This is a genomic window from Nocardiopsis sp. NPDC101807 (assembly GCF_044766605.1).
GTDB classification, from domain to species: Bacteria; Actinomycetota; Actinomycetes; order Streptosporangiales; family Streptosporangiaceae; genus Nocardiopsis; species Nocardiopsis tropica.
The window spans coordinates 973,431-994,432 of the sequence record NZ_JBIWMK010000001.1 but is presented as its reverse complement, the minus strand read 5'-3'; the positions used below and the strand labels follow the sequence as shown (position 1 = coordinate 994,432).

The following is a 21,002-nucleotide window of genomic DNA, read 5'->3' as shown; positions in this document are numbered from 1 at the left end:
CGGGGACACGGCGGCCGACGCGTGTCCGGGGCCGGTTCGGCCCCGGCACGGCCCCGCCCGTGACCCGGTGTCAGAGCACGGGCTCGAACGAGTCCAGCACCGCGTCCACGAGGTCCCCGTGCACGGGCAGGTCCGCCGCGGGGATGTCGGCCTGAATGAGGTATCCGCGGCCCTCCTCCTCGATGACGGTGTACTGCCAGACGGTCCACCGGTCGGGTTCGTCCCAGCCGATGTGGGTGTAGGTCAGCTCCAGGCGGGTCGTGTCCCACCCGGGCGGGGCCGACGCGTCCTCCTCCAGGGCGACCCTGCGCACGGTACTTCCCCCCGAGGCGAGGAAGTCCGCCTCCCACTCCTCCACCTGCTCCCGTGAGGTGGGCACGTCGGCGCCGTACCTGTGGACGTCGAAGCAGAACGTGTGTGCACCGCCCGGCGCCGTGATGGTCCGGAAGACGAGGGTCGGCGACCTCTCGTCCGTGGACTCGACGCTCGGTCCCGCGACCTCCCACCCCTCGGGGTACCGGAGGGTCGCGTACTCCCCGGTGAGCTCGACGAGGGCGGGGGCCTCGGCCGCGGCGGAGGGGGAGCCGGTCGCGGCCGGGGCCGCCGCCTGGGCGAGGGGAGCCCCCGGACCGAACGCGAGCAGGGAGCCCGCGACCGCCGTGACGGCCACCAGGCTCAGGCCGATCACCACCGCGCCCTGCACCCGGCCGCCGGGGGGATGGGGAGGGCGGTCCCCTTCCGGCCCGGTCGTCGCGGGCTCCTGGGCCGGGGGCCGGTGGGGGGAGGGAACGGCGTCGGGACGCGGCACGGGGGCCTCCGGTGCGAGGGGGGACACGGGATCGTGAGTCTACGGCGTGTCCCGCTGACGCCCCCGGCCGACACGGCGCCCGCGCCGTCCGGCCCGGGGGCCGCGGCGGGCCGCCGCGCGGCTGCCCGGAGCATCAGGGCCGCTCAGGGGCCGGGGGAGAGGGGGCGCTCCATCACCACGCGCGGCAGGACGCCGATCCCGGCCCGCTCCTCCGCCTCCCACACCTGCTCCAGCGCCGGGCCCCAGGCTGCACGGGGCACGACGGAGAACCCCCGCGCCGCGTACCAGGGGCCGTTCCACGGCAGGTCGCGGAACGTGGTGAGGGTGAGGCGCGCGTGTCCGGCGGACGCGGCCCCGCCGCACACCGCCTCCAGCAGAGCCGAGCCCGCGCCGCGCCGCCCGTGGGCGGGGTGGACGGCGAGCTGTTCCAGGTGGGGGCCCGCGCCGACGGTCACGGTCGCGGCCAGGCCGACGACCGGCCCGCCCCCCGGCGCGCACGCCACCAGGACCTCCTCCACGTGAGCGAGCATCTCCCGCGGGTCGTCCGGCGGGAGCACCACGCCGGCGTCGGCGAAGACCGTGTCCGCCGCCAGGGACACCTCCACCGCGCGCGGTTCGTCCTCCGGCCGCATCGGCCGGATCTCCAGGTCCACGAGCGCCTCCCCTCCGCCTCGGCCGGGCCCCTGCCGGCCGGGGGCCATTGTGGACCCGCCCCCGCCGTGCGGCAACAAGTTTCCGCCTTGTCAGGGCCGCAGGCGCAGACCCTTGGGGGTGACGTGGAACCCGGCCGCCACCAGGGCGGCGTCCACAGGGGTCCCGAAGACCTCCGTCCCGTCCGAGCGCTCCACGGTCAGCGCGCCCAGGGCGCCCTCGCGCACCACCCCGGCCAGGGCCCGCGCCGCCCGCTCCAGCAGGTCCGGGGGCGAGCCGAACGTGAGGACGGAGCGCCCTCCCCTTCCCACGTAGAGGGTCGGGCGGCCGCCGTCGAGCACCACCACCGCGCCCGGGTTCCGGCCCGGACGCGACGCCGGGTCCTCGGCCCCCCTCGGCCACGGCAGGTCCGTGCCGAACGGGTTGGCCGGGTCGGTCGCCGCCAGCACCACCGGCGCGAGCGCCCCGCCGGGGGCGTCCCCGGACAGCGCGCGCAAGCGGTCCACCGCCCCCGCCAGCGCGAACTGGGCCCCGCCCAACCCCTCCACGAAGTAGCCGCGGCGCGCCCGCCCGGACTCCTCCATGGACCGCAGCACCCGGTACTCCTCCTGGGAGACGTTGCGTCCCTGCCACCCCCTCACCAGCAGGCCCGCGCGCTCCAGCCTGGCCTCCACCCGGGCCAGCGCGCGCCGGGTGGGGTCGGGTTCGCGCTCGGGCAGCACCCACCAGCGGCCCGCCGCCGAGGGAGGCCCCGACCGGGTCGGCAGCGTCGGCCGCCGCACGCGCCCCGCGCGCGAGGGGGCCCTGCGCGGCGCGGGCCCCGCGCCCAGCCGGGCGCGCAGCGGGGCGAGCGTGTCGTTGGTGACCAGCCCGTTCCACACCAGCGTCCACAGCGCGTCCACCAGGTCCCCGTCGGTGACCGCCGCGGCGCCCAGGACGCGGGCGGCCCGGTCGGCCACGTCCCGGAAGAACAGGGCCCCGCCCTCCCGCAGCACCTCCAGCACGGTGTGCGGCAGGGTCCCCTCGTCGGGGGTCAGGGGGTCGGGCAGCAGCACCGCCGCCTCGTCCGCGGGGACCAGCGTCAGCCACCCGTCCTCGCCGGGCAGGGTCCCGACCCCGGCCCAGACCACCTCGCCCGCCTGGGTCAGCTCGTCCAGGCGGTTGGGGGCGTACCCCTCGACCCGGGCGGGCAGCACCAGCGACTCCAGGGACGAGGCCGCGACCGGAGCGCCCCGCAGCGACTCCACCGCCTCGAACACGGCGTCCGGCCCGCGCCACCGCTCCGAGGGGGTCGCACGCTGCCACATCGGCGCGAACCTGGCCAGGACCGCCGGGTCCACGGGCTCCACCTCCCGGCGCAGGCGCGCGATCGACCCGCGCCGCAGCCTCCGGAGCACGTCGGCGTCGCACCACTCGGTGGCGGCCCTCCCCGCCCGCGGGGCCCCGCCGCCGACGGAGGCCGGGGGGCCGGTCCCCTCAGGCCGGAACCCGCCCCGGGACACCCTGCCCTCGCGCGCCAGGACGCGCAGCACGCCCAGGACCCCGTCCTCGGGCAGGCCGAGCCGCTCCGCGGCCTCGGCGGCGGTGAACGGGCCGTGCGTGCGGGCGTACCGGGACACGAGGTCGCGCCGGGCGTCCGCCACCGGTTCGAGCAGGGCGGCGGGCACCCCCGCCGGGGGTTCGGCGCCCAGGGCGTCGCGGAGCCGCGCCACGTCCTCCACCGCGCACCAGCGCCCGGTCGCGCCGGGCCGCTCGCCCGGAAAACGCATCCGCACGATCCGGCCCTCGGCCTCCAACCCCTCCAGCCACGCCTCCTCCACGCCCCGCCCGGCCGCCTCCTCCGTCGTCAGCGGCCCCACCTCGCGCAGCAGGTCCGCCGCGCCCTCCGCGTCCCGCACCGGGGCGGCGGTCCGCTGGAGCAGGGCACCGACGTGCTCCACGACGTCGGGGTCGAGCAGGTCCCTCAGGTCGGCGTGGCCCAGGAGGTCGGCCAGCAGGGACGGGTCCAGGGTGAGGGCCTGCGCGCGCACCTCGGCGGCCGGGGCGTCGCCCTCGTAGAGGAACGCCGCCGTGTACTCCATCAGCAGGGACTGCGCGAACGGCGACGCGCGCTCCGTGCGCACCTCCACCACCCGTGTCCGCCTCGCACGGAGGTCGCCGAGCACCTCCACCAGCGCGGGCACGTCGAACACGTCCCGAAGGCACTCGCGCACCGTCTCCAGCACGATCGGGAACGACCCGTACCGCCCCGCCACCGACAGCAGGTGCGAGGCCCGCAGCCTCTGCTGCCACAGCGGCATCCGCCGGTCCGGGCGCTGGCGGGGGAGCAGCAGGGCCCGCGCCGCGCACTCCCGGAACCGGGAGGCGAACAGGGCCGAACCGGTCAGCTCCTCGGTGACGACCCCCTCCACCGTCTCGGGGTCCAGCGCCACCAGGTCGGCCAGGCCGCCCGCCCGGTCGAGCGACTCGGAGTCGGGCAGCCGCAGCACGATCCCGTCGTCGCCGTGCACCACCTGGGCGTCCGCCCCGAACCGCTCCCGCACCCGGGCCGCGATCGCCAGCGCCCACGGCGCGTGGACCCGGGCCCCGAGCGGCGAGTGGACCACCGCGCGCCAGTCGCCGACCTGGTCGCGGAAGCGCTCGACCACGACCGTCCGCTCGTCCGGCACCTGGCCGGTGGCCCACCGCTGGTCCGCGACGTAGGCCACCAGGTTCCGGGCGGCCCAGCGGTCCAGCCCGGCGCCCTCGGCCAGGGCCAGCGCCTCCTCCGGGCCGGAGTCGGCGAGCTCCCTGGTCATGGCGCCGATCGCGCGGCCCAGCTCCACCGGGCGGCCCTGGGCGTCGGCCTTCCAGAACGGCATCCGGCCCGGCCTGCCGGGCGCCGGGGAGACCAGGACCCGGTCGGCGGTGATCGCCTCGATCCGCCACGACGTGGAGCCCAGCACGAACACGTCGCCGACGCGCGACTCGTAGACCATCTCCTCGTCCAGCTCGCCGACCCTGGTGGGCGCCCTGCCCCCGTCCCGCCCCGCGAGGTGCACGCCGTACAGGCCGCGGTCGGGGATGGTGCCGCCGCTGATCACGGCCAGCCGCTGCGCTCCCGGCCGCGCGCGCAGGACGTCCGCGTCCCGGTCCCACACGACGCGCGGGCGCAGCTCGGCGAACTCGTCCGAGGGGTAGCGGCCCGAGAGCATGTCCAGGACCGACTCCAGCACGGAGTCGGCCAGGTCGGCGAACGGGGCCGCCCGCCGCACCAGGGCGGCCAGTTCGGCCACCGGCCAGTCGTCCATGGCCACCATCGCCACGATGTGCTGGGACAGCACGTCCAGCGGGTTGAGCGGCATCTCCAGCCGTTCGATGCCGCCCGCGCGCATGCGCTCGGCGACCACGGTCGTCGCCAGCAGGTCCCCCCGGAACTGGGGGAGGAACACGCCCTGCGAGGTCTCGCCGACCCGGTGCCCGGCCCGCCCGACCCTCTGCAGCCCGCTGGCCACCGACGGCGGCGCGGCCACCTGGACCACGAGGTCGACCGCGCCCATGTCCACGCCCAGCTCCAGGCTGGAGGTGGCCACCACGCAGCGCAGGCGTCCCGCCTTGAGGTCGTCCTCGATCAGCGCCCGCTCGGCCTTGGACATCGAGCCGTGGTGGGCGCGCGCCACCACGGCCTCCCCGCCCCTGCTCTGCCCGGACTGGGCCATGACCTGCGCGGCCGGGGCCTCCGACGGGAGCTCGGATCCGTGCCGCTCCGCGTACAGGTCGTTGACGCGGGCGCACAGCTTCTCGGCCGTGCGCCTCCCGTTGGTGAAGACGATCGTGGACCGGTGGGACTCGACGAGGTCCAGGACCCGGCGCTCGACGTGCGGCCAGATGGATCCGCCCCGACGGGCGCCGGCGCCGCGCGGGTCGGGCTCCGGACGCGCCCCGACGCCGTCGGCGTGGGGCCGGGGGACGAGGGCCCCGGCACGGTCGGGGATAGCGTCCCCGCCGTGCCCCTCCGCGTCCGGGCCCACGGGGAGCGGAACGGGCTCCGCGCCCGTCTCCTCCGGGGCGCCGGGCGGCAGGGCCGCCGCCTCGGGGGCGTCGGGCTCCTCCATGTCGGGGACGGGCACCACCACGCGCAGGTCCAGACCGGGGGAGTCGGGCGGGGAGACGATCGCGGCTCCGCCGAGGAACCCGGCGACGAGCTCGGGCGGGCGCACGGTCGCCGACAGGCCGATCCGCTGCGCGGGCCGGTCCAGCAGGGCCTCCAGCCGTTCCAGGCTCAGCGCCAGGTGGGCCCCGCGCTTGGTGCCCGCCAGGGCGTGCACCTCGTCCACGATCACCGTCTCCACCCCCGAGAGCCCCTCGCGGGCGCGCGAGGTGAGCACGAGGAACAGCGACTCGGGTGTCGTGATGAGGACGTCCGGGGGCCGGGTGGCGAGCCTGCGCCGCTCGTCGGAGGGGGTGTCCCCGGTGCGCACGCCCACGGTGACCGGGGACAGGTCCCGGCCCGCGGCGCCGGCCGCGGCCGCTATCCCCGCGAGGGGGACGCGCAGGTTGCGCTCCACGTCCGCGGCCAGCGCCTTGAGCGGGGAGACGTAGAGCACGCGGCACCGCCTGGAGCGGTCCTCGGGAGGGGGAGAGGTGAGCAGGCGGTCCAGGGACCACAGGAACGCGGAGAGGGTCTTGCCCGACCCCGTGGGGGCCACGACGAGCGTGTTGCTCCCCCCGGCGACGGACTCCCAGGCGCCCGCCTGCGCCGGGGTCGGGCCGGCGGGGAAGGCCTGGTCGAACCAGGTCCGCGTGGCCGGTCCGAAGCGTTCGAGGGGATGCGACACACGACTCATCCCGCCAGTGTGCCCGCCGTCGGGGACAGAACGGCGGAAGGGGCGCGGCGGGCGCGCCGATCCCCGATACTGGGGCCGATGAGACTCACTGCTTTCTGGAACAACATGCACCAGCAGTTTGGCGAGGCGTACGCGCAGAGCCTGGCCAAGGACTACGTCATCGAGGGTCTCGGCTCCAGGACGGTCCAGCAGGCGCTCGCCGACGGGGCGAGCCCGAAGGAGGTGTGGCGGGCGGTGTGCGACGCGTTCGACCTCCCGCTCTCCGCGCGGTGACGGAGCGGGCCGCCGGCGCGCCGCGACGACGGTTCGTCCACGGGTCGCCCACGAAATCGAACAGAGGTTCGGGTAGTGTGGGTTGTCCACAGGCGAACGTCGGACGTCGCGATTGTCGTATCGACCGCGTAGCGTCGTGCGCATCATGAAGAAGAAGGCATCCACCCAACAACAGGGGTATCCCGTGGCATCTGGAGACCGAGACAAGGCTCTCGACACAGCGCTCGCGCAGATCGAGCGGCAGTTCGGCAAGGGCTCCATCATGCGCCTGGGCGACGATGATCGCCCGCCGATCGAGTCGATCCCCACCGGGGCGATCGCCCTCGACGTGGCGCTCGGCATCGGCGGTCTGCCCCGGGGGCGGATCATCGAGGTCTACGGCCCCGAGTCGAGCGGTAAGACCACCGTCGCCCTGCACGCGGTGGCCAGCGCGCAGAGGATGGGCGGCATCGCCGCCTTCGTCGACGCCGAGCACGCGCTCGACCCCGAGTACGCCAAGAAGATCGGCGTCGACACCGACAACCTCCTGCTCTCCCAGCCGGACACCGGCGAGCAGGCCCTGGAGATCGTCGACATGCTGGTGCGCTCCGGCGCTGTCTCCATCGTCGTGATCGACTCGGTGGCCGCCCTGGTCCCCCGGGCCGAGATCGAGGGCGAGATGGGCGACAGCCACGTCGGCCTGCAGGCCCGCCTGATGTCGCAGGCGCTGCGCAAGATGGCCGGTGTGCTGCACCAGACGGGCACCACCGCGATCTTCATCAACCAGCTGCGCGACAAGATCGGCGTCATGTTCGGCTCCCCGGAGACGACCACCGGCGGCAAGGCGCTCAAGTTCTACGCGTCGGTCCGCCTGGACGTCCGCCGTATCGAGACGCTCAAGGACGGCACGGACGCGGTCGGCAACCGCACCCGGGTCAAGGTGGTCAAGAACAAGATCGCGCCGCCGTTCAAGCAGGCGGAGTTCGACATCATCTACGGCGTCGGCGTCTCCCGCGAGGGCAGCCTCATCGACCTGGGCGTGGAGCACGGCATCGTGCGCAAGTCCGGCGCCTGGTACACGTACGAGGGCACCCAGCTGGGCCAGGGCAAGGAGAACGCGCGCACGTTCATGCGCGAGAACGTCGACCTGGCCAACGAGATCGAGAAGAAGATCAAGGAGAAGCTGGGCGTGCCCGTCAAGGGCGACGACAGCGCCTCCGGCTCCGCGGCCGAGAGCGGCAAGGAGACCGCGAAGGACTCGGCGGACACCGCGGCCAAGGCGCCCGCCAAGCGCGCCCCGGCCAAGACCGCCAAGGCGCCCGCGCCGGATGCGTGACCGGGGCCGGCCCGGGGGGCGGCGCCCCTCCGGCGGTGCACGCCCCGAGGACGTCTCCGAGGACACCTCCCCGGGCGGGTCGACACCGCCCGGGGACGACCCCGAGGCACGGGCCCGCGCCCTGTGCCTGCGGATGCTCACCCACTCCCCGCGCACCCGCGCCCAGCTCGAACGGGCGCTGCACCGCAGGGAGTTCCCGGAGGAGGTCGTCGACGCGGTCCTGGGGGCGTTCGGCGACGCAGGGCTGATCGACGACGCCGCCTTCTCCCACGCCTGGGTCTCCTCCCGCCACCACGGCAGGCGGCTGTCCCGACGCGCCCTCGCCCAGGAGCTGCGCACCCGGGGCGTGGAGGAGGACACCGTCAAGGAGGCGGTCGCGGAACTGAGCGACCAGGACGAGGAGGAGGCCGCCCGCGACCTGGCCCGCCGCCGCCTCGCCACGACCCGGGGCAAGGACCGGGAGGTCCGCATCAGGCGGGCCCTGGGCGTCCTCGCCCGCAAGGGCTACTCCTCGGGCCTGGCCTACCGGGTCGTCCGCGAGGAACTCGAACGCGAGGGCGTCGAAGCCGACCTGTACGACCCCGACCTCTGACCGGGACGCGACTCACGGCCGCCCGCGCGCTCCGCGACACCGATGACCATGGGAGGTCCCGTGCACGAGGAAGCCGTCCCGATCCTCCGCGTCGCCGACGCCGAAGCGGCCTCGGCCTGGTACCGGCGCCTGGGCTTCACCCGCGAGTGGGAGCACCGGTTCGAGCCGGGCCTCCCCGCCTTCGTCGGGGTCGCGCGCGGGCAGGTCCGGCTGTTCCTGTCCGAGCACGAGGGCGACGCCCGCCCCGACACCCTGGTCTACCTGCGGGTACGCGACGTCGACGCGGTCGCCGCCGAGTTCGGGGTCCCGGTGCGGGACGTCCCCTGGGCCCGCGAGACCGAGCTGCGCGACCCCGACGGCAACCGCCTGCGAGTGGGCACCCCGAAGGACTGACCCGCCCCGCGCCCCGGAGCGGGGCGCGGGGCCGACGCCCCGCTCACGCCGACCGCCTCACTCGGAGGCGGACGCCCCGGCCGTTCCGGCGGGGTGCGGCGCCTGTTCGCCGGGTCCCCCGCCCCCGGCAGGGGCCCCCGCGGGGGCGTCGGCGCCCTCGTCGCCGGTCGCGGCGGACCCCGGCTCCGCCGCCGCGTCCGCCTCGGGCGGTCCGGCGGGCTCCGGAGCGGGGCGCGGCTCCGGCGGATCGGTCACGAGCTCCAGCGGGGCGACGTCTGCCGTGAACCCGAACACCCTCGCGTAGAAGGCCAGCTCGGCCTCCAGCGCCCGGACGCGGACGTCCTCCGCCGTGAACCCGTGCGCCTCGCCCTCGAACTCCAGCAGGGCGTACGGGGTCCCGTGGCGCCCCAGCGCGGTCGCCATCGAGAAGGCCTGGTCCGGGGTGACGACGGGGTCGTCCAGCCCCTGCAGCAGGAGCACCGGGGCATCGATGTCCCCGGCCCGGTTGACCGGCGAGCGCTCACGGTACCGCTCCACGAACCCCGGCAGCGTGCCGACGAGGGAGTCCAGGAACCGCGACTCGAAGTCGTGCGTGCTCTCCGCGAACCCCAGCAGGTCGGTCACACCGAACAGCGACACCCCGCAGGCGAAGGTGTCACCGGTCAGCGCCATCAGCGCCGTGTACCCGCCGGCGCTCGGGCCGCGGATCGCCAGCCGCTCGGGGTCGGCCACCCCCTGCTCCACGAGGGCCCGCGCGGCGGCCGAGCAGTCCTCCACGTCCACCACGCCCCACTCCTTGTGCAGGCGCTTGCGGTACGAGCGGCCGTACCCGGTGGAACCCCCGTAGTTGACGTCCACCACGCCGATCCCGCGGCTCGTGAAGTACGCCTTGGCCAGGTCGAACTCCAGCGTGCTGACCGACACCGGGCCCCCGTGCGCCCACACCACGTACGGCGCGGGCCCCCGGGCCCCGGCGCCGGGGTTGGTCGGCGGGTACACGTTGGCGTACACGGGCGCCCCGTAGCGCCCGGGGAGCCGTTCCTGCCGGGGGACGGGGAGGTAGGCGGGGTCGGGCAGCTCCTCGGCGGCCCGGCGCAGCACCTCCACCCGTCCTGAGGCCGGGTCCAGCCGCACCAGGCACGGGGGCTCGGTCGGGGACGAGGCCACCGCCACCACCGAGCGGCCGTCCGTGTCCAGCATCCCCCACGTGGTCAGGTCGGTCGCCACGGGCGTCAGGTCGAGGGTGTCGGGGTCGTACACGCTCGGCGTCAGGTCGGCGTGCCCGTGCAGCGCCACGACCTTCCCCGACTCCAGCACGCAGAAGGACCGGTTGCCCAGCCGGCCCGGCGAGGCGTGGAACTCCTCCTCCGCCGGGTAGAGGGCGATCGGCTGCCCGGTCGTCCCCGCCTGGTACAGGTTCCACCAGCCGGGCCAGTCCGAGGCCACGTACAGGGTCGCGTCGTCCACCCAGGCGGGGGACACCACCGACTCGTCCACGCCCCCCTTGATCGTGTACTCGGCGGACAGGCCGGTCTCGCCCAGCGCGCCCACGCGCAGCTCACTGCCGTCCCAGGGCATGCGCGGGTGGTTCCAGCGCACGTAGGCCAGGTGGCCGCCACCGGGGGAGGGGGTGGGCGAGGCGTAGAAGTCCGCCCCCGACACCAGCTCGCGCACCGCCGACGGGTCCCCGGCCCCCCGCCCGGAGAGGGGCACGGCCACGATCGACCGGCGCACCTCGCCCCGCGCGTGCTGCTCGCGCACGCACAGCACGCTGCGCCCGTCGGGGCTCAGCGCGGGGTCGGCGTAGCGCAGCGCCGCGGGCTCCTCGGGCTCGGGTGTGAGGGGGACCGGCTCCCTCGTACCGCGTTCCAGCAGGTAGAGGCGCTGGTCGGAGGACCGGGAGAACACGACGCCTACACGGGCGATGGCCTTGTCGTCACGGCGGGGGACGGGCAGGAAGGCACGTCCCCCGTACTCGTGGACCCGCGTGCCCGCGCTCCAGGGCGCGGAAAGCAGGTCGGTCACCGTCCCGTCGGCGTCCCGCCGCATGAGGGTGGTCCGTCCCTCCTCCGGTCGGCTCTCCTCCCACCAGACCTCGTCGCCCACGACGGAGGGGAACGCCATCCGGCGTACTCCTCGGGCGACGTCGCCGGCGCTGATGGGCGATGGCCAGGAGCCGTAGGGGCTCGACAGTTCAGACATGTCCCGCTCAGGATGGGTCGTGGGTTCGATCAGATGACATGTCGACCTTAGTCCTCACACGCGTCCCTGTGCAGTCCCGTGGGGACCTGTCTCCCGGCGGGGAACGGCGACGGCCCCGCGTACGCCGTCGTGGCGTGCGCGGGGCCGTGGCGGCCGGGGCGGGGGATCAGTCCCGCCGGTTCTCCGGGCCTTCGCCGTCCTTGTCGGAGCCCTCGTCCGGCGCGGTCGCGCCGGACGGGCCGGCGGCGGTCGCTCCGCCCTCGGCGGGCTCCTGGGCGGTGGCGTCCGGGGCCGCCGGTCCGGGCTGTACCGCCACGGGGGCGCCGCCGGCGGCCGTCGGCTTGGTGGAGGGCCTGCCGCGGCGGGAGTTGCGGCGCTCCAGCCAGATCGCGAACCGGCTCAGGGACAGGTTGATGACGATGTAGATGATCGCGCAGATGATCGCCGCGGGGATGACGTTGCTCTCGCGGGTCGCCACCAGGGTGAAGCTGCGCAGCAGCTCCGGGAAGGCGACGATGTAGCCCAGCGCGGAGTCCTTGAGCAGGACCACCAGCTGGGCGACGATCGCGGGCATCATCGAGGTGATCGCCTGCGGGATGAGGATCAGCCACATGTTCTGGGTCTTCGTCATGCCGATGGCCTGCGCCGCCTCGGACTGCCCCTTGGGCACGGCGAGCACGCCGGCGCGGAACACCTCCGCCAGCACCGACCCGTTGTACAGGGTCAGACCCGTGACGACGGCGACCAGCGCCGTCACCTGGAACGTGCCGGTGGGGATGTCGAACACCTGGTACGCCACGATGGGCAGCGCCATCGTGAAGAAGATCAGCATCAGCAGCGGGATGCCGCGGAAGAACTCCACGACGGCCCCGGCCGGGACGCGGATCCACCAGTGGTCCGACATGCGGCCGATACCGAACACGAGGCCGAACGCGATGGCGAGCACCGCGGCGGTCAGGGCGGCCGTCAGGGTGTTCTGGAGGCCCGGGACGACGTAGTCGGTCCAGGTGTCGGGCCGCAGGAACGGCTCCCACTTCTCGGCCGTCCACTGCCCGGCCGGGTTGACCGCCCAGGTGGCGGGGTCGAACAACCCCGTCTCCCGCTCGGTCAGGGTGCGGTTGAAGCCCAGGTACAGGATCGCCAGGCCGATCGCGAAGAGGATCAGCGTGCCGACGGTGTAGACCACGTTGCGAGCACGGGCCTTGGGACCCGGCGCGTCGAAGAGGACGCTCTGCGCACTCATCGGACCACCGCCATGCGCTTGGAGAGCCAGCCGAAGAAGTAGCCCGTCGGCAGGGTCAGGATCAGGAAGCCGATCGCGAAGCCGACGAAGGTCGGCAGGACCGGCGCGATGCCCTGGTCGAACATGAGCTTCATCTCCCTGGACGCCTCCTGAACGCCCAGCCCCGCGACGGAGGCGACGGTCGTGTTCTTGGTCAGCGCGATGAGCACGCTGCCCAGCGGGCCGACGACGGTGCGCAGAGCCTGCGGGATGACGATCAGCCGCAGGTTCTGGGTGAAGGTCAGACCCAGGGAACGGGCCGCCTCCACCTGGCCGAGGGGGATGGTGTTGATGCCCGAGCGCAGCGACTCGGAGACGAAGCAGGCGGTGTAGGCGGAGAGGCCGATGACCGCCCACCAGAACACGTCCCACGCGACGGTGCCGGACAGGCTCAGCCCGAGGGCGCTGTTGAGGCCCAGCCCGCAGAACAGCAGAACCAGGGTCAGGGGGGTGTTCCTGACGCCCTCCACGTAGGCCGTGGAGATGGCGCGCAGCAGCGGGACGGGGGAGACCCGCATCGCGGTGAGCAGGATGCCCAGAACGAAGGAGAAGAGAGCGCTGAGGAGGGTGAGCCGGACGGTCCATGAGAAACCGTCGACAACCCTGTCGATATTGCTGAGAAAGGCTTCCATGGGTCCCAGCTGGTCAAGGGCCGCGCGGCGGAACGGGAGTCCGGTTCCGCCGCGGGCGCGCGGTCAGTACGGGGTGGACTTAGGCGCAGTCCTCGAGCGCGGGGACCTCCTCCTCGAAGGCGAAGTCGGTGGCGCCGAAGGCGGTCTCGAGGGCGTCGGTCGCGGCGCCCTCCTCCCACATCTTGGTGATGGCGGCGTTGACCTCCTCGCAGCGCTCGGTGGAGCCGGCGGGCAGGCCCACGCCGTACTTCTCCTCGCCGAATGGGTTGTTGACCATCCGGTAGGTGTCCGGGTTCTGCGCGGCGAAGCCCGCGAGGATGGTGTTGTCCGTGGTCACCGCGTCGACGGTGCCGTTGCCGAGGAGCTCCAGGCACTCGGAGTAGTTGCCGGCCTCGCGCAGCTCGGCGTCGATGCCCATGTCGTCGACGATGTTGTTGGCCGACCGCGAACCGGAGGCGGAGCACAGCACCTGGCCGGACAGGTCCTCCGGCCCCTCGATGTCGGTGTTGTCGGCGGCCACCAGGATGTCCTGCTGGGCGACGTAGTACGGGCCCGCGAAGTCGACGACCTGGCGGCGCTCGTCGGTGATCGAGTAGGTGGCGATCACCATGTCGACGGTGCCCTGCTGGAGGAAGGACTCGCGGTTCGCGGAGGCCGCCTCCTCCCAGTTGATCTGCTCCGGGGAGTAGCCGAGCTCACCGGCGATGTAGGTGGCGACGTCGACGTCGAAGCCCACGGGGGTGTCCCCCTCGAGGAGGCCCAGACCCGGCTGGTCGTACTTGACGCCGATGGTGATGGTGTCGCCGCCGCCCTCGCCGCCGTCGCCGCCGCCCTCGCCGCCACCGCCGACGTCGGCGGTGCCACAGGCGGTGAGAGCGAAGGCCAGAGCCGCGGTGCCGCCCAGGATGCTGCTGATGCGTCCGACTCGCATGTCGGATACCTCTTCCTTGAGTTCGGGAGAAGGGGAAGGAAAGGGGAGATCTAGTGGGTCAGGATCTTGGAGAGGAAGTCCTGGGCCCGCTCGGAGCGGGGGTTCGTGAAGAACTCGTCCGGAGTGTTCTCCTCGACGATCTGGCCGTCGGCCATGAACACGACGCGGTTGGCGGCGCGACGGGCGAAGCCCATCTCATGGGTGACGACGACCATGGTCATGCCTTCGGTCGCCAGGTCGGTCATGACGTCCAGGACCTCCTGGACCATCTCCGGGTCGAGCGCGGAGGTGGGCTCGTCGAAGAGGAGCACCTTGGGGTTCATCGCCAGGGCCCGGGCGATGGCCACACGCTGCTGCTGCCCGCCGGAGAGCTGGGCCGGGTACTTGTTCGCCTGGTTGCCGATCCGGACCCGGTCCAGGAGCTCCATGCCGCGCTTCTCGGCATCGGCCTTGGACTGGCGAAGGACCTTGGTGGGCCCCAGGGTCACGTTCTGCAGCACGGTCTTGTGCGCGAACAGGTTGAAGGACTGGAACACCATGCCGACGTCGCTGCGGAGTTTGGCGAGACCGCGTCCCTCCGCCGGCAGGGGCTGGCCGTCCAGGGTGATAACCCCGGAGTCGATGGTCTCCAAGCGGTTGATCGCTCGGCACAGAGTCGACTTTCCGGACCCGGACGGTCCGATGACGACTACCACCTCGCCGGAGTTAACCGTCAGATTGATGTCTTGGAGCACGTGCAGGTCGCCGAAGTGCTTGTTGACGTTCTCCAGCACGACGAGAGGAGTTGATGTCATGTGGGGAACTTAGTGGGTTCGACGAGCACTGTCACCCTGAAAACGCCGCCCGAATTCGCGGTGGCGCACTTGTTACAGACTCACGACTGGAAACGTTACCAGTGAACGTTGTTCGGTTTGATATCGCCACTCTGGGTGTTTGTCCGGTGGCGTTTCCGATTCGGGGCGTCGACTATCGGTCGCCCGGAAAACGCCGCAGAACCGGGTCGATAACGCGACGCGCCGGTACGCCCCGGAGGACGGGCCGCGGCGCGCGCCCGGGCGGGGCGGCCGGGGGCCCTCGGCCGTCCCCGGGCGGTGCGCCGCACCGGATAGCCTGGTCCCGTGAGCCAGAGTCGTACCTACCAAGTGCGGACCTACGGCTGCCAGATGAACGTCCACGACTCCGAGCGCCTCTCCGGTCTGCTGGAGGACGCTGGGTACGCGCGCGCAGCCGAGGACACCACCGCAGACATCGTCGTGTTCAACACCTGTGCGGTCAGGGAGAACGCCGACAACCGCCTCTACGGCAACCTCGGGCACCTGCGCCCGGTCAAGGATGCCAACCCGGGGATGCAGATCGCCGTCGGCGGCTGCCTCGCCCAGAAGGACCGCGGCGAGATCGTGCGCCGCGCGCCCTGGGTCGACGTCGTCTTCGGCACCCACAACATCGGCTCCCTGCCCACGCTGCTGGAGCGCGCCCGCGTCCAGCGCGAGGCGCAGGTGGAGATCGCCGAGTCCCTGGAGCACTTCCCGTCCACGCTGCCCAGCCGCCGGGAGTCCGCGTACGCGGCGTGGGTGTCGATCTCCGTCGGCTGCAACAACACCTGCACCTTCTGCATCGTGCCCGCGCTGCGGGGCAAGGAGCAGGACCGCCGCCCCGGCGACGTGCTCGCCGAGGTGCGCGCCCTGGTCGCCGAGGGCGTCAGCGAGATCACCCTGCTCGGCCAGAACGTCAACGCCTACGGCAGCGGCTTCGGCGACCGGCAGGCCTTCTCCAAGCTGCTGCGCGCCTGCGGCGGGATCGAGGGGCTGGAGCGCGTGCGCTTCACCTCCCCGCACCCGAGGGACTTCACCGACGACGTCATCGAGGCCATGGCCGAGACGCCCAACGTCATGCCGCAGCTCCACATGCCGCTGCAGTCCGGGTCCAGCAAGGTCCTCAAGGACATGCGCCGCTCCTACCGCCAGGAGCGCTTCCTCGGCATCGTGGAGAAGGTGCGCGCCGCCATGCCGCACGCCGCGATCACCACGGACATCATCGTGGGCTTCCCCGGGGAGACGGAGGAGGACTTCCAGGAGACCCTCCACGTGGTCCGCGAGGCCCGCTTCTCCATGGCGTACACCTTCCAGTACTCCAAGCGCCCGGGAACCCCGGCGGCCACCATGGACGGACAGGTGCCGCCGGACGTGGTCAAGGACCGCTACCAGCGGCTGGTGGAGCTCCAGGACGGGATCTCCTGGGAGGAGAACAAGAAGCTCGTCGGCCGGGAGGTCGACCTGCTGGTGTCGGAGGGCGAGGGCAAGAAGGACGGCGAGCACCGCCGCCTGTCCGGCCGCGCCCCGGACAACCGCCTGGTCCACTTCGCGGTGGGCGAGGGCGAGGAGCCGCGCCCCGGCGACGTGGTGACCGTCGAGGTCACCTACGCCGCACCGCACCACCTGGTGTCCGACTCGGGGATCCGCGGACTGCGCCGTACCCGTTCGGGCGACGCCTGGGCGGCCCGCAACGGCCGCCCGGCCGCGGACGCCAAGCCGGACGTCCTGCTGGGCATGCCCGGGATCGGCGCCCCGGCCCAGCAGCCCGCCGCCGTCGGCGGGTGCTGCGACGCCTGAGGCCTGCGACCGGGAGGGCTCCGGACGTGTGAGCCCGTGACGAGCACGCACGCCCCCCTGCGCCGCGGCGCAGGGGGGCGGCGCCGTTCCGGGGCCGGGCCCCGGGGACGACGGACCGGCCTCAGAGCCGGACCGGGAGGCTGTCCAGGCGCAGGGCGCCGGGGACGGCCCCCGGGCGGGGATCGCGCCCGGGGACCAGGGACAGGTCCGGATGGGCGGAGACCAGCGCGCCGACGCCGACCTCCCCCTCCTGGCGGGCCAGGGCGGCGCCCAGGCAGTAGTGGACGCCGTGCCCGAAGCCGACGTGCGCCTCCCCCGGCCTGCCGTGGTGGCGTGTGATGTCGAACCGCTGGGGTTCCGGGTGGACCCGCGGGTCGCGGTTGGCACCGCCGATGACCGCGATCGCCCGCGTCCCGGCGGCCACGCGGCCGGAGCGCAGTTCGACGTCCTCGACGGCGTACCTCGCCTTGGCGATCACCGCGGTGCCGCCGTAGCGGAGCATCTCGTGCACGGCCGCGGGCAGCAGCCCCGGGTCCCCGCGGAGTATCCCCCACTGGTCCGGGTGCCCGAGCAGGGCGCGGACGCCGTTGCCGAGCAGGTGCGCGGTCGTCTCGTGGCCGGCGATGACCAGCGTGAACACCAGGGTGATCAGCTCGTTCTCGCTGAGGCGTCCGCCGTCCTCGTCGCGTGCCCGGACCAGGGCGCCGAGCAGGTCGTCGGTCGGCTCGGCGCGCCGGGCGGCCAGCATCCCCCTGATGTGCTCGACCATCTCCCCGAGGGCGCTGTTCATGAGTTCGGGCCGGGTCGGGTCGAAGGCGGACAGCCGCTCGCTCCAGGACCGCCAGGCGGAGCGCTCCTCGACGGGGACCCCGACCAGGTCGCAGATGACCGCGATGGGCAGCGGGTAGGCGAAGTGCGGCATGAGGTCCACGACCCCGTCGCCGTCGGCGAGCTCCGGGAGCCGCGCGATCAGCTCGTCGGCGATCCGCTGGACGGCGGGGCGCATCGCGTTGACGCGCCGCACGGTGAACGTGCGCGAGACGAGCTTGCGCAGCCGGGTGTGGTCCTCGGCGTCCTTGTCGAGGAGGGACTCGGTCAGATAGGTGACCAGGTCGGGGCTGATGCCCAGCCCGGCGAGGGCGTCGGAGCGCCTGGCGGTGACCTCTCCGGCGACGTTGGCGGGGTCGAGGACGAACCGCCGGTCGCCCAGGATGGTGCGCACGTCCTCGTCGTCCACGAAGAGCGTGGCCTCCAGCGTGTCGACGAACAGGGCCGGCGCCGACCCGCCCGCCGCTCGGACCCGCTCGATCACCGGGAAGGGGTCGGTGGCGAACCCGGGTGCGCGCAGGTCGATGAGGTCGTCTCGGGCGGACGGGGGGTTGGCTGTCATGGGCCCTCCTCGGGAGGTGTCAGGTGGTGCCTGGTGTCTGCTTCAGCCGTGCGATCTCGGCGCGCATGCTCCGGTCCAGGGCGGAGAAGATCTCCAGGACCCTGGCCTGGGCCTTGCGCGTGTTCTCCGGTGGTGCGTCCTGCTCCAGGAGCAGCCGGACGCTCTGTGCCATGAGGTCGGCGCGCGTGCCGTGGTCGGGCACGTGCATCCCCTGCTCCTCCAGTACGGGCGGGGTGACCAGGTGGCCGAGGACGAGCGCGTTGTAGGCGTACAGCTGGTCGTCCACGGGGAGGTCCGGGCTCAGGAGCCCGAGGTCGCGCAGCACGTCCCAGTAGGCCCTCATGGCCCTCTGGCGCTCGCGGACCGTCCCCCCGACGAGGGCGGCCGCGTCCCGGGAGAGGTCCCCCAGGGACTCGGTGCCCCCGGTGAGGACGGCCCGCATCAGCGGTGAGTCGAGGTGGTGCAGGTACAGGGAGCGGGCGACCTCGCTGGGCCGCACGTTCTCCGGCGACCTGCCCATGACCTCCAGGACCTGCCCCATCAGGCCGAGCTGCGCCCGCATGACCACCGCGAGCAGCAGCGCCTCCTTGGTGGCGAAGTGGAGGTAGACGGTGCCCTTGCCGACCTTCGCCCTCCTGGCGACGTCCTCGACGGTGATCTTGCGGCGCCCCCAGGCCACCAGCAGCTCCTCCGCGGCGTCCAGGATGCGGTCGGCCCTCAGTTCCCTTTCGGCCACGGCAGGGTCCGCGGCCGGGGAGGGGGTGGTGGAGGCGCCCGGGGGCGTGTCGGTCGACGGGCTCACGATGTGCTCCTGCGAGTCGGGGACGGACGGGATGCGGCTTGACCACGCGTATTGACGCGACGACCATATCCCCCACCCCTTCTCCCTGACTCCGTGACCAGTTTTGAAAACTGGTCACGCAGTCAACATAGGCGAAGGCGTCCCCCGGGGCAAGGGGCGCACGACACAGAGGACCGGGCCCCGCGGGGCCCGGTCCTCGGAACGGCAGGGGGAGCGGGAGGCGCTACCCGGGTGAGCGCTGCCCGTGCGGGACCAGCGTCGCCACGTCCACCAGGGCCTCGCCGGGCTCCTCCGGAGAACCGGACAGGGCCGCCTCCACCTGGGCCAGCGCGCGCTCGACCAGGTCGGGGGCGTCGTAGGGCAGCCAGCGGACCCGGGGGTCGCGGCGGAACCACGACTCCTGGCGGCGGGCGAAGCGCCGGGTCGCCTGGGCGGTGGCCGCCTTCGCCTCCTCCTCGGACATCTCGCCGTCGAGCTGGGCCAGGGCCTGGGCGTACCCGAGGGCGCGGGACGCGGTACGGCCCTCGCGCAGCCCCAGCCCGTCCAGGGCGCGGACCTCGTCCAGCAGGCCCTGATCCCACATGCGCTCCACCCGGGCGTCGATGCGCTCGTCCAGCGAGGGGCGGGGGGAGGCCAGGCCGATCTGCGTGCACGGGTAGAAGGACGTGTGGTCCGGCAGGTTCGCGGTGAACGGCTGCCCGGTCAGCTCGATGACCTCCAGGGCCCGCACGATCCGCCGCCCGTTCCCGGGCAGGATGGTGCGCGCCGCCGCCGGATCGGCCTCCGCCAGCCGGGCGTGGAGCACCCCCGGGCCGACGTCGCCGAGCTCCGCCTCCAGGCGGGCCCGCACGCCGGGGTCCGTGCCGGGGAACTCCAGGTGGTCCAGGACGGCGCGGACGTAGAGCCCGGACCCGCCCACGAGGACGGGGATGACGTCCCGGTCGGCGCAGTCCTCCACGCGCTCACGGGCCATGTCCTGGTAACTGGCCACGTCCGCGGGCTCGCTGACCTCCCAGACGTCCAGCAGGTGGTGGGGGACCTCGCGTCTGTCGGCCTCGCCGAGCTTGGCGGTGCCGATGTCCATGCCGCGGTAGAGCTGCATGGAGTCGGCGTTGATGACCTCGCCCCGGCGCCCCGTGCGCTCTTCGAGTCGCAGGGCCACCTCGACGGCGAGATCGGACTTGCCCACAGCGGTCGGGCCGACAACCGCGATCACCTTGATCATTCCTCCAGCGTAGTCAGTGCGCGGCCTGCCCCGGCCTGCCCCGGCCGGTACCGGGCGCCGGAGCTCCCGCCGCCGCCGGGGCCACGGGGCCCCGGAGGGCGGTCGGGGACACGCGGTGACCACGCCTAGGATGGTCGGCATGCGATTCGCCAAGGGCCACGGAACAGAGAACGACTTCGTGATCCTCCCCGACCCCGACGGGGAGCTCGACCTCACGGAGGAGGCCGTCCGCCTGCTGTGCGACCGCCGCGCGGGCATCGGCGGCGACGGCATCCTGCGGGTGGTGCGCACACGCGCCCTGGGCGAGGCGCTCGCGCCGTCCGCGCGCACCGCGGAGCGCGCCGAGTGGTTCATGGACTACCGCAACTCCGACGGGACCGTCGCGGAGATGTGCGGCAACGGCGTGCGGGTGTTCGCCCGCTACCTGGTGCACGCCGGCCTGGTCGGCGGCGACGTCTTCGAGGTGGGCACCAGGGACGGCGCCAAGGAGGTCCGGATCGGGCCCGGGGGCGACGTCACCGTCGACATGGGCCGGGTCGAGAGGCAGGGCACGTCCTCGGCGAAGCTCGCCCGGCAGGTGGTGCACGGCGCGCAGATCTCGGTGGGCAACCCCCACCTGGCCTGTGAGGTGCCCGGCCCCGTCGCGGACGTGGACCTGACCGAGCCGCCGCTGCTGGACCGCGAGGCCTTCCCCGCGGGCGCCAACGTGGAGGTGTACACCGAGGTCGAACCCGGTGTCCTCGACATGCGCGTCTTCGAGCGCGGCTCGGGCGAGACCCGCTCCTGCGGCACCGGGATCGTCGCCGCGGCGGCCGCCGCCACCCCTGCCGGCGAGGGCGCCACCTGGCGTGTGAGGGTCCTCGGCGGGGAGTGCACCGTGTTCCTGGACTCCGACGGCGCGAGGATGAGCGGCCCGGCCGTCATCGTGGCGGAGGGCGAGACCTCCCTCCTCTCCTGAGGACCGCACCACGGGGGCGGGGCTGCGGGCCCCGCACCCGTGGCAGGCTGTGCCCGGTCCGCGCGCCGGACCGGGCACAGCCTGGTTCACGGGCGGCCCCTCACGGGTGCGGG

At 73.8% G+C, this 21,002-nt stretch carries 17 protein-coding genes; 6 read left to right on the top strand and 11 right to left on the bottom strand.

Features of this window, described 5'->3' with window-relative positions; all coding sequences use genetic code 11:
* Positions 1–70: 70 nt before the first annotated feature.
* The 3 genes from ACIRPH_RS04295 to ACIRPH_RS04285 form a co-directional block, all read right to left on the bottom strand.
* Positions 71–835 carry a hypothetical protein gene (locus ACIRPH_RS04295; protein ID WP_402908978.1) on the bottom strand — a complete coding sequence of 255 codons (765 nt, stop codon included), beginning with the start codon at positions 833–835 and terminating at the stop codon, positions 71–73.
* Between the two features lie 116 nt (positions 836–951).
* On the bottom strand, positions 952–1,440 hold the full coding sequence (locus ACIRPH_RS04290) for a GNAT family N-acetyltransferase (RefSeq protein ID WP_402909536.1): 489 nt from the start codon (positions 1,438–1,440) through the stop codon (positions 952–954).
* A gap of 111 nt (positions 1,441–1,551) precedes the next feature.
* Positions 1,552–6,285 carry a DEAD/DEAH box helicase gene (locus ACIRPH_RS04285; RefSeq protein WP_402908976.1) on the bottom strand — a complete coding sequence of 1,578 codons (4,734 nt, stop codon included), beginning with the start codon at positions 6,283–6,285 and terminating at the stop codon, positions 1,552–1,554.
* A 78-nt stretch (positions 6,286–6,363) separates the two neighbouring features.
* Between ACIRPH_RS04285 and ACIRPH_RS04280 the strand changes: the two genes are divergently transcribed.
* The 4 genes from ACIRPH_RS04280 to ACIRPH_RS04265 all read left to right on the top strand — a co-directional run bounded on the left by ACIRPH_RS04280 (position 6,364) and on the right by ACIRPH_RS04265 (position 8,858).
* The gene (locus tag ACIRPH_RS04280; protein WP_402908974.1) at positions 6,364–6,558 is read left to right on the top strand and encodes a DUF3046 domain-containing protein; all 195 of its coding nucleotides are present in this window, start codon (positions 6,364–6,366) and stop codon (positions 6,556–6,558) included.
* Between the two features lie 184 nt (positions 6,559–6,742).
* Entirely contained in the window at positions 6,743–7,873 is a 1,131-nt protein-coding gene (gene recA / locus ACIRPH_RS04275) for a recombinase RecA (protein WP_402908972.1), read from the top strand.
* Positions 7,866–8,465, top strand: a complete 600-nt coding sequence (gene recX, locus ACIRPH_RS04270; protein ID WP_402908970.1) for a recombination regulator RecX — start codon at positions 7,866–7,868, stop codon at positions 8,463–8,465. The genes recA and recX overlap by 8 nt, the downstream gene beginning before the upstream one ends.
* A 42-nt stretch (positions 8,466–8,507) precedes the next feature.
* The gene (locus tag ACIRPH_RS04265) at positions 8,508–8,858 is read left to right on the top strand and encodes a glyoxalase superfamily protein (RefSeq protein ID WP_402908968.1); all 351 of its coding nucleotides are present in this window, start codon (positions 8,508–8,510) and stop codon (positions 8,856–8,858) included.
* Positions 8,859–8,915: 57 nt separating this feature from the next.
* Here the strand turns inward: ACIRPH_RS04265 and ACIRPH_RS04260 are convergent, their stop codons facing one another.
* From ACIRPH_RS04260 to ACIRPH_RS04240, 5 genes are all read right to left on the bottom strand, one after another.
* Entirely contained in the window at positions 8,916–11,060 is a 2,145-nt protein-coding gene (locus ACIRPH_RS04260; RefSeq protein WP_402908966.1) for a S9 family peptidase, read from the bottom strand.
* A 166-nt stretch (positions 11,061–11,226) separates the two neighbouring features.
* Positions 11,227–12,303: an amino acid ABC transporter permease gene (locus tag ACIRPH_RS04255; RefSeq protein ID WP_402908964.1), complete on the bottom strand. Its 1,077-nt coding sequence runs from the start codon at positions 12,301–12,303 to the stop codon at positions 11,227–11,229.
* Positions 12,300–12,974: an amino acid ABC transporter permease gene (locus ACIRPH_RS04250; RefSeq protein WP_267946015.1), complete on the bottom strand. Its 675-nt coding sequence runs from the start codon at positions 12,972–12,974 to the stop codon at positions 12,300–12,302. The genes ACIRPH_RS04255 and ACIRPH_RS04250 overlap by 4 nt, the downstream gene beginning before the upstream one ends.
* Before the next feature lie 79 nt (positions 12,975–13,053).
* The gene (locus ACIRPH_RS04245; RefSeq protein ID WP_402908961.1) at positions 13,054–13,905 is read right to left on the bottom strand and encodes a glutamate ABC transporter substrate-binding protein; all 852 of its coding nucleotides are present in this window, start codon (positions 13,903–13,905) and stop codon (positions 13,054–13,056) included.
* A 50-nt stretch (positions 13,906–13,955) separates the two neighbouring features.
* Complete coding sequence (locus ACIRPH_RS04240) at positions 13,956–14,699, bottom strand: amino acid ABC transporter ATP-binding protein (RefSeq protein WP_402908959.1); 744 nt, start codon at positions 14,697–14,699, stop codon at positions 13,956–13,958.
* A 348-nt stretch (positions 14,700–15,047) separates the two neighbouring features.
* Between ACIRPH_RS04240 and miaB the strand changes: the two genes are divergently transcribed.
* The gene (miaB, locus tag ACIRPH_RS04235) at positions 15,048–16,514 is read left to right on the top strand and encodes a tRNA (N6-isopentenyl adenosine(37)-C2)-methylthiotransferase MiaB (protein ID WP_402909534.1); all 1,467 of its coding nucleotides are present in this window, start codon (positions 15,048–15,050) and stop codon (positions 16,512–16,514) included.
* 121 nt (positions 16,515–16,635) lie between these two features.
* Here miaB and ACIRPH_RS04230 read toward each other — a convergent pair whose 3' ends face one another.
* The 3 genes from ACIRPH_RS04230 to miaA all read right to left on the bottom strand — a co-directional run bounded on the left by ACIRPH_RS04230 (position 16,636) and on the right by miaA (position 19,931).
* Complete coding sequence (locus tag ACIRPH_RS04230; protein WP_402908957.1) at positions 16,636–17,904, bottom strand: cytochrome P450; 1,269 nt, start codon at positions 17,902–17,904, stop codon at positions 16,636–16,638.
* 19 nt (positions 17,905–17,923) lie between these two features.
* Positions 17,924–18,706, bottom strand: coding sequence for a TetR/AcrR family transcriptional regulator (locus tag ACIRPH_RS04225; protein ID WP_402908955.1), 783 nt, complete (start codon positions 18,704–18,706; stop codon positions 17,924–17,926).
* Positions 18,707–18,929: 223 nt separating this feature from the next.
* Entirely contained in the window at positions 18,930–19,931 is a 1,002-nt protein-coding gene (gene miaA, locus ACIRPH_RS04220; RefSeq protein WP_402908953.1) for a tRNA (adenosine(37)-N6)-dimethylallyltransferase MiaA, read from the bottom strand.
* 130 nt (positions 19,932–20,061) lie between these two features.
* Between miaA and dapF the strand changes: the two genes are divergently transcribed.
* Entirely contained in the window at positions 20,062–20,889 is an 828-nt protein-coding gene (dapF, locus tag ACIRPH_RS04215; protein ID WP_402909531.1) for a diaminopimelate epimerase, read from the top strand.
* The last annotated feature ends 113 nt before the right edge of the window (positions 20,890–21,002 follow it).